7 protein-coding genes and 1 tRNA gene are annotated in these 8,705 nt (G+C 64.4%); 4 read left to right on the plus strand and 4 right to left on the minus strand.

Going from position 1 to position 8,705, the window contains the following annotated elements:
* Positions 1 to 60: 60 nt before the first annotated feature.
* Together WDC82_RS18360 and WDC82_RS18365 are read right to left on the minus strand one after the other, a co-directional pair.
* A complete protein-coding gene (locus WDC82_RS18360) occupies positions 61 to 372 on the minus strand; it encodes an HPr-rel-A system PqqD family peptide chaperone (protein ID WP_340118834.1) in 312 nt (103 codons plus the stop codon).
* Between the two features lie 46 nt (positions 373 to 418).
* Positions 419 to 1,249 carry a hypothetical protein gene (locus WDC82_RS18365; RefSeq protein WP_340118835.1) on the minus strand — a complete coding sequence of 277 codons (831 nt, stop codon included), beginning with the start codon at positions 1,247 to 1,249 and terminating at the stop codon, positions 419 to 421.
* A 484-nt stretch (positions 1,250 to 1,733) separates the two neighbouring features.
* Between WDC82_RS18365 and WDC82_RS18370 the strand changes: the two genes are divergently transcribed.
* Positions 1,734 to 2,813, plus strand: coding sequence for a polysaccharide deacetylase family protein (locus WDC82_RS18370; protein ID WP_340118836.1), 1,080 nt, complete (start codon positions 1,734 to 1,736; stop codon positions 2,811 to 2,813).
* A gap of 77 nt (positions 2,814 to 2,890) precedes the next feature.
* Here WDC82_RS18370 and WDC82_RS18375 read toward each other — a convergent pair.
* Both WDC82_RS18375 and WDC82_RS18380 read right to left on the minus strand, forming a co-directional pair.
* Positions 2,891 to 2,967: transfer RNA gene (locus WDC82_RS18375), tRNA-Val, on the minus strand.
* A gap of 113 nt (positions 2,968 to 3,080) precedes the next feature.
* On the minus strand, positions 3,081 to 3,986 hold the full coding sequence (locus WDC82_RS18380; RefSeq protein ID WP_340118837.1) for a serine protease: 906 nt from the start codon (positions 3,984 to 3,986) through the stop codon (positions 3,081 to 3,083).
* Positions 3,987 to 4,401: 415 nt separating this feature from the next.
* On the opposite strand from WDC82_RS18380, the gene WDC82_RS18385 reads away from it, so the two are divergent.
* The 3 genes from WDC82_RS18385 (at position 4,402) to WDC82_RS18395 (ending at position 8,357) form a co-directional block, all read left to right on the plus strand.
* Positions 4,402 to 6,318: an XrtA/PEP-CTERM system exopolysaccharide export protein gene (locus WDC82_RS18385; RefSeq protein ID WP_340118838.1), complete on the plus strand. Its 1,917-nt coding sequence runs from the start codon at positions 4,402 to 4,404 to the stop codon at positions 6,316 to 6,318.
* Positions 6,319 to 6,548: 230 nt separating this feature from the next.
* Positions 6,549 to 7,445 (plus strand): hypothetical protein, encoded by an 897-nt coding sequence (locus WDC82_RS18390; protein ID WP_340118839.1) that lies wholly within the window; start codon positions 6,549 to 6,551, stop codon positions 7,443 to 7,445.
* A 213-nt stretch (positions 7,446 to 7,658) separates the two neighbouring features.
* A complete protein-coding gene (locus WDC82_RS18395) occupies positions 7,659 to 8,357 on the plus strand; it encodes a hypothetical protein (protein ID WP_340118840.1) in 699 nt (232 codons plus the stop codon).
* Positions 8,358 to 8,705: the final 348 nt, after the last annotated feature.

The following is an 8,705-nucleotide window of genomic DNA, read 5'->3' on the forward strand; positions in this document are numbered from 1 at the left end:
AGGCGCTCATGATCTGCGCTTGGGCCTTGCGGCGCAAGATACCTGAGCGAGCTCGCGCTATCAGAGGGCCTCGGCCACGATCAGGTCGCTCAGCGACAGGCGTTCGAGGGCGATTTCCGCCAGCCGCCTTACCCGCGGGTCGCCTTCGAGATCCAGAGTGGCGGCCAGATGGTCCGCGACGACGTCCAGAGAGACCGCGCCCTGTTGCAGGCGCTCGAAAGTGGCCGCCATGATGACGTCCAGCTTCAGCGTATCGCCTGAAAGGTCATCGTAGACCACGATCTCACCGTCCCAGGCGCGCCACGCCGTTGCATGCTCGGGGGCGATGCGCCACACGCTTTCGCGGGACGGGGCGGGTCGATCCACTGTCATGTGCGGAGACTCTTGGGAGAGCGTCAGGCCGGGATGCGAGCGGGGGTTAGCCCTGGTCGTTCATCATCCGCAGCATCTCCTCCAACCCAAAGGGATCGGAGTAGATGTGATCTTTCACCAGGTCGACGACGCCGCGCGGCGACAGGCCGAAGCTTTCCTCGCCGTACTCACAGGCGTTGCAATACGCCGCGGCAGAATGGGCCAGCAACGGCGTCGGGCCGGCATTGCCGCTCGGCGGATAGGGGCTCTCTTCGTCCAGCCACAGCGCCTGCATCAGGGTCAGGCGGGAGTCCTGTGCAATGTTGCCGCCGAAGACTTCCGAGAAACGGGTGCCGAAGGGCGGCGAATCAAGCCCGGGGTAGCGGTCCAGCCAGTACAGGTACTCGTCGACCTTCTGGATTTTCGCGCGGTTGGCCCAGTAATTCCGCTGCAGGACTTTGCGATAGTTATTCAGCGCGTACTTGCTGGGAACTGAGTAGTCGTTGCAATCGGTGTAATCCATGTAGATGGGATTGCACGGGCCGGTCAGGAAGTGACGCTTGCAGTCGTCCTCCTTGGTCTTCCAGTACTTCGGCGTCTTGCCTTTGCACCAGGTGGTGGTCGTGTTGACCTGCGACAGGTTGCCCGAAAGCATGCCCGAGTAGCCGCACTTGCCCCACTGGTCGGTGCCGCCGCCTGATCCCCAGGTCGCCAGAGCGGGGCGGGACGCGAGGGTGAGAATGAGCGGCGCGCTGGCCAGCCCGCCCGTAAGCACGCGCCGGCGCGCCTCGCGGCGCGCACGCTGCTCAGGACTCTCCTCCTCCGCTGTCTCGGCCTTTACGCCGGGGGCAGCCTCGATCTTGTCCTGCTCAATCTCGCTGCGGTCTTTATCCGCCATGCTAGCAATCCTGCCTTAGCGCCCTAACTTTCCTGTCTGGTTTGTCCGGGGTTACCCCCGAACGGCTCGTCTACCTTATGGCCCGAAAATAACATACTAACAAATCTCGGTTCGAGGGTCGAATGGCATGCTACCACTTTCGCCCCGGCCTTTGGCCGCCTTATTGGTCGGCAACAAGCCGCGATTCACTGCCGCGAAGTCGTCCGCAGCCAATCGCTAATCTTACACACGCAAAATCTATACCAAGTTAATAACCCCCTGTAACCGCATGCCACTCTTTGGTTAGCACGCGGGCTGCCCGCACAAGGTGTAAATTATCTTTACAGAAAAGGGGCGTGCTCGGCGGCGCTGCGCGACCTTCTGGGACGCAGCGGGCGGCACTGTTAATTGGCAGCGCAAAGGCAAGCGTATAGGGTGTCGGGCCTGCGGCGGCCCGGGATCCGCGGTGCCCGCAGGGACGCGTTAACCAAGTTGGAATGCGACAGTGGTCCGCAGCGAATTCCTACAGGCTCTGGGCCGCAGCCCCGAGGCGCCGCCGCGGCTGGCGGCGGATCATCCGCCGTTGCTGCTGGTGGTCGTCGACACCGAGGAAGAGTTCGACTGGAGCCGTCCGCACGCCCGTGAAAACACCGGGGTCAGCGCCATCGCAGCCCAGGGCCGGGCTCAGGAAGTCTTCGCCCGCCATGGCATAGTGCCTACCTACGTCATCGATTATCCGGTGGCCGCCACGCCCGCTGCCGTGGCCGCTCTGAGGGTTTTCGCCGACAGGGGCGAGTGCCGCATCGGCACCCACCTGCACCCCTGGGTCAATCCTCCGCACAGCGAAGCCGTCAACGCCCGGAATTCCTATCCCGGGAACCTGCCGGCCGATCTGGAGCGCGCCAAATTGGAAGCGCTGACAACGGCAATCGCGGAGGGTTTTGGGAGCCGTCCCGTCATCTACAAGGCGGGACGCTATGGCGTCGGGCCGGCCACGGCCGGAATCCTCGAACAACTGGGCTACCTGATCGACGTCAGCGTCGTCCCCTACACCAGCTTTTCCGGGGATGGCGGCCCGGATTTCTCGCAGGCGGGCTTCCAGCCCTCATGGTTCGGCAGTGATGGCACCCTGCTGGAGATTCCGCTCTCCTGCGGGTTCCATGGCTTGCTGCGATCGCTGGGGCCGGCCGTCTATCCCCACGCCAGCAGCCCGTTGGGCATGCGCGTTCGCCTGCCGGGAATGCTGGCGCGCAGCGGCCTGCTGGAGCGTATCCGCCTGACCCCGGAGGGGGTCGACCTGGCGGCCAACCTGCGGCTGGCGCGCAGCCTGTTCCAGCAGGGCTGCCGCATCTTCTCCTTCACCTACCACTCACCGTCTATGTTCCCGGGCATGACGCCGTATGTGCGGTCGGATGCCGAACTCGCGACTTTCCTGGACACGATGGACCGCTTTTTCCGTTTCTTCCGCGAAGAGCTGGGAGGCCGGCCCTCCGATCCGCTCGAGGTCTACAGCCTGTTGCGGCGAGGTCAGCCCGTGCCTCAGCGGCAGCCCGCCGGCGCCGAACTGAACCAGCCGGCCCAGTAACCGGCAGCCCCAGTAACCGGAAGGACCGGTGACCGGCAGCCCCGGTGAACCGGTGCAAAGCGGCAGGTTGGTGGAACTGGTAGGCGGGGAAGGGAATCGAACCGTCCGGCCTCTCCTATGTTAAAGGAGCGCTCTGCCTCTGAGCTACCCGCCTCCAAGACGTGGCGGCATTGTCTTGCATCGGCCAACGCCATGCAATCGCCCAGCTGCCGTTTTTCTGTCAGGAAGCGCGGGTCTTCGTAAAGCCCGGCTGCGGCGGAGACGCGGCTAGTTCCAGCAGCCGATCCGGGCGATATAGCCGCGCGCCTGCTCCAGGATGCGGTCGTTCGGTTGCGGCGCCTCTTGCCGGGCCCCTTCGATTTTGACGTCCTGGGACAGCAGGAAGCGGCTCAACACATCCCCCGGCAGGACAAGGCCGATCTCGCGCACCACCCTGCCGGTGATTTTGTAGTGGGCCACCGAATCGATCTTTGCGACCACCAGACCGATGACGTCGCCGCCCTCGTCAAGCAGCGGGCCGCCGCTGTTGCCCCGACGCACGTCGCCGCTGATGACGATGGCAGGGCCGTAGGGCGTGTTGCCTTGGCGATACAGGACGTCGACGTTCGTCAGAATCGGCTCGATGGTGGCCATGCCCATCTCAGGATACCCCACCACGTAGGCCGGGCCGACAACGGCCCTGACGTTATCGGGCACCAGCGGCGCCACGCCGGGCGAGGCGGCATGGGTGCGCAGCAGGGCGATGTCGGCATCCTGGTCCCTGACGATTTCGCGGGCCAGCTTCATCTCACCGAATGCCGGCGTAACCGTCACGGTGGAGCAGTTCTCGACCACGTGACCGTTGGTCACGACGCTGCCGTCGGCGGTGACGAAGAATCCTGAGCCGATGCCCGTCAGGCGCTTGCCCGCAATCGGGATCTCGGTCTTGCGCGAAAGCACCCGCTGGATGTACGTGCGGCGCTGCTGGCGGAATTCTTCGGCCTCTTCGTCCGACACGATCCGGCCATGGCAGTCAGCGGCGGTGGTCTGCTGGACAGTGCCCAGACGGTCGACCGCGCAGTTAACGGGGGCCGTGGCGGACTGCGCCGCGACCTCAGGGCCGCTGGCCGCCAACAGCAAGGCAGCCGTGGTTGCAGCGGTAGCAAGCGAAATGCAGGCAGCTTTGACGTTCATTGCCGCTCTCCCTGTTGGACGGTCGGGCCTCGGAGGCGAACAGACTGACACTCTACCCTGTCGGGCCCCTGGCCGACACTGCGAGAAGGCATCGGGTGGGGCGGGTTCCCGCCAGCTTCTTTGCGGCGGATGCGGTTTCCTGCTGGACAGGGAGGGAATAGATTAAGATGATCACGTATTCTACAGTCCTGCAAGGTTTTGTCCGCCGCTTGGCAGCCAAGACAGACCGCCAGAATTGAGACGGCGGAAGGGGCGCGGGGTTGATTTGGGGGGTGGCCGATCGTCTGGGTCAGATACCGATTGGGGGGCAATCTTGTCTGAGTCCACTCGCACGCTCAGGGTTGGCTGGCGGCGAAGGGTGTGTGGTCCGTGGTGTGGCGGGCGCCTGTTTTCTGCGCTTTTGGCCGCTTGGCTGGTGTCCTTCGCCGCCGGTCCTCTCGCCGCTGCCGATGGATCGCAACCGCCGACCTACCTGATCGGACCCGGCGATACCCTGTCGATCACGGTCTGGCGCCAGCCCGAGCTCTCCACCGCGGTGATTGTGCGGCCGGATGGCCGCTTTTCCATGCCCCTGGTCGAGGAGATCTTTGCGGCCGGCAAGACTCCGGAGAATCTGGCCGACGAGATCGAGACCAAGCTCTCCCAGTACGTTCAGGAACCCAGGGTTTCCATCGCGGTTTCCGGCGGCGTGGGGGATACCAGCCAGCAGATCCGGGTGATCGGCGAAGCGGCGGCGCCTCAAGCGCTGCCGTATCGCAGCGGCATGACCATCCTCGATGCGATCATTGCGACCGGCGGGCTGTCGAGACAGGCGGACGGCAACGCGGCCGTGATTCTGCGCGCCTCCGACGGCCTGTACGAGACGATCCCGGTGCGTCTGGCAGATCTCGTGAGAGAGGGTGACTCGAGCGCCAATGAGGATCTGGTGCCCGGCGACATCATCGTCATTCCGGAAGGCTTTTTCGAGGGCGAGTGGCGCGCGACCTACGGCATGTCGGCCAGCCAGACCTTCAGCGACAACATCGACCAGGAACCCAGCGGCGAGCGTGAGCCCGGTCTCGTCACCCGTGCCGGCCCGCAGATGTCCATCAGGGGCAATTCCGCACGGGTCACGGCTGCGTTCTCCGGCAACATTGCCGCGGTCCAGGAATTCGGCGGCGACGATCCGGGTTTTTCGCTCGACCCGCGCATCAACGGCACGTCGACGACGGAACTCGCCCCGGATCTCGTGTTCTTCGACCTCAGCGCCTCGGTCAGCCGGCAACTGCTGGATTCGCGCGAGTCGACGTCGGCGTCCGGTGCCAGTACCTCGAACCGCAATACGGTGGCGACCCTGACGGCAAGCCCCTACCTGGTTCACCGGCTGGGCGATTTCGCAGATGCCGAATGGCGCTACAGGTTCAGCCCCGTGCTGATCAGTTCGTCGAACGAGTCTGATGCCTTCGATCACGAGGCAAGTTTCATCCTCGACAGCGGTGATGACTTCTCCTTTTTCGGCTGGACCTGGACCAATCGCGCGGGGCAGGAGATCCGCACCAATGACTCCGATATCTCATCCGCCAGCACGGACTTCGGCGTCGATTACGCCTTATGGCGCAACTTCTCCCTTCTGGGATCGATCGGCTACGAATACCGCGACGGCGACGACGACAGCAGCGACAACTTCAGCAACGTAACCTGGCGTGGCGGCTTCGCCTGGGAACCGAACCCCGACCTTTCGATGCGGGCGACCTATGGGCTCAGCGACAATGACGAGAATCTCGATGCGTCGCTGAACTATCAGATCGGCCCGAAGACCGGCTTGCGCGCGAGCTACTCCGAAGCCCTGGAATCGTCGCAGGAGCGCGCGATCTCCAATCTCAACCGCTTGGTCTTCAATCCCGTTACCGGAGAGCTGGAAGACGAAGAGACCGGCGAGATCTTCGATCCCGACGATCCCTTCACCTTCGAGGATGAGACGGTGCGTACCCGGACGCTGCGGGTCGGGGCGGACCATCGTACCGGCCGTAATACCTTCCGGCTTACCGGCCTTGCGGGCACCAGCGAGGGCGGCACGGAAGGCGACGAGGACTTCTACGAGGCAAGGCTTACCTGGGGGCGCCCGCTGAGCCAGGAAATAACCCTGACCAGCAGCGCCAGCTATCAGCGCAGTGACTTCGAGGAGGACGATCGCCTCGACGATACCTACACCCTCAACGTCGGCCTCGGGTACCGGCTGTCTTCGGATGCGCGGGCATCGCTGAACTACAGCTTCCAGCTTCAGGATTCCACGGAGGACGACCGCTCCTACTATGAGAACGCGGTAACCGTCGGGATCACCCTGTCTTTCTGACGCGCGCAGGACGTCGCAGCAGCTTCTCATGGGCTCTGAAGTCCCGACGAGGCGCCGGCCAGTGCTCGGTCGGCTTTCTTCTTAATAAATTTCAATACAATTATGTATGTTTTTCGCCGATCTTCAGGGGTGTCTATAGTTAATCTGACTACTTGTAATTGAACGCAGGCGGTATTTGACATAATTTCCGCCCGATGTTTGTCACTGACGACAGCTTCGGGAGGTTTTCGATGAGTCTCACGGCGGATCAGGAACTGCGACGCGATCTCCTGCTTTTTTCCCTGAGCAAACAGCCCGACCTGGAGACTGCCATGGAGATGGCGGAGCAGATGGAACGCTTCGTCATCGAGGGGCGCGGCTGCCCCGGCAGGGTGCAGGCGGCATCGCCGGTTGTCGACACGGTGGTTTCGGAGTGCGTCCAGCCAGGACGGGCGACGGAAGAGGCGGGGCAGGCCGATGGCGACACAAACGGCGCACCGCAGCATAGCGGCGGGATGTGCGTCGGGCGGAAGCGCCGCTGGAGCAGGGCCGACGATGACCGGCTGAACGAACTGTGGCCGACGGACTGGACCCTCGAGCGGATCGCCGAGAGCATGGACCGGACAGTGCCCAGTCTCTACAGCCGGGCGCGGTTTATGGGCCTGCCACGACGGTCCCCCAAGATGCAGGACGGCCCGCTGCCGCACCCGACGACCGCCCAGGAACAGACCGTCGTCGAACACCCGGCAACGCCTGAGCGGGAAGTTGCGGAACCGACGCGACCGACATTGGAGACGACGACCCACGACCGACGTTTCCTTCGCGGTGGCCTCCGGCGCGGTGAGATGGGCCTTCGGTCCCCGCGAACCAGCTACGTGAAGCGGCCAGGCGCAGCGCGAAGCGGCGGCGAGGCCGACGAGGGGTGCAGTCTGACTGCAGAGCGATTCGCGGATCGATCGAGTGTCGATCCCATCGTCCAGTTTCTGCGCACCCGCGACTACTCGGTGGTCCGGATCGGCGACGGCCGGTTCCAATTGGATGGCCGCCACATCCTCAGCGCCGACGAACTGCGGGAAAAGGCGAATAACGTGCGCAAGGCCCTGGGACAGTCGCCCTTCCTCCGGCTGAGTTCTGGTTCAGTCGGCTGAACGTCGGCGCAGACGACGCGTTGTCGCTGTCGCTGCGGACCAGGCAGGAGAGGTCGACGGGCGCACAGGCGGCGCTGTCCATGCGGATGCGCGTACACGTGGGATCGCTGGCGGGCCTGCGTTATAGTCGGCCCTGGATGCGGCGGCAATCTTGCGTCGTTGGGGAGGGGAATTCGTTTGCCTCGCGCGGATTTCCGGTACAAGGACAACGGCTTGGACCCGCTTGCGCTGGTCAAGCTGCTGGCGGTCATGTGCCATCCCACCGACCCGCGTCGCCGCGAAGGCATGCTGCGCCAACGGCCTGCTAGCATCACCATCGCTCGGCATCAGGCTCCTGGGTTCGGGACCATGGAGGCGAGCGCCGACGCACTGTGGAGCGAGTTCGCGGAGCACAAAGCCGTCGCCGGCCTGGCCGGGGCCTATTGCCTGGCGCTTGCGCAGTTGAGTGCGCTGGGCCGGCGCGGCGAAGCGGCGCCGGCGCTGCGGCTTGCCGTCGACATTGCCGGCCAATGGGAGACGGCCTTGAGGCGGGAAGCGGCGGTCCAGCCGGCCGGCCGGTCATTGCCGCGTGCGGAAGCGGAGATCGGCGACGCCTTCGAGCGGTATCGCAGCGTATCGCACCTTTGGGCGGCGCTGGTCTACGGCAGTGTCCATGGCCGCCGTGACATCACGCCGACAGGCCTGAATGCCATGGCCCTGTTCCTGGCCTACAGCACGGAGATCGCCCGCTTGGCCGGCGCGCTGCAGTGGGTGGATGCCGGCGGGCCGCTGCCGCTATCGCCTTCTACCCTCTGGACTTTCATCCTGCCCGATGCGTTGGCTCAGTACGCAAAGGCCCAGCTTTTCCTCGCGCCCTTCATTCTGCGTGTGGAGCCTCCGGACTTCGGGAGCGGCGAGGCGATCGGCGTTTAGCAGGTTGCTGAAAAAGGCCTGACGGCCTGATTGACCGCGTGCTTCGAGACGCCTGCTGTGCAGGCTCCTCAGCATGAGGTCAATCTTTTTGACTCCACCCTCATCCTGAGGAGCCGCCGAAAGGCGGCGTCTCGAAGGATGGGCCACAGGCCGGGCGCCTTATTCAGCAGCCTGCTAGAGCGATTCCCGGCCGACCGCTATTTCTTTCCCGCCTCGCCCTTTTTGAAGGTGAAGGCTTTTTCGATGTAGCGGATGATCTGCTCGACGGATGCGGCGATGCTGTCACTGGCGGTATCGACGACGAGGTCGGGTGCCTCGGGGGGCTCGTAGGGGGCCGAGACGCCGGTG

Source organism: Pelagibius sp. 7325, from assembly GCF_037652055.1.
Classification (GTDB): domain Bacteria; phylum Pseudomonadota; class Alphaproteobacteria; order Kiloniellales; family Kiloniellaceae; genus Pelagibius.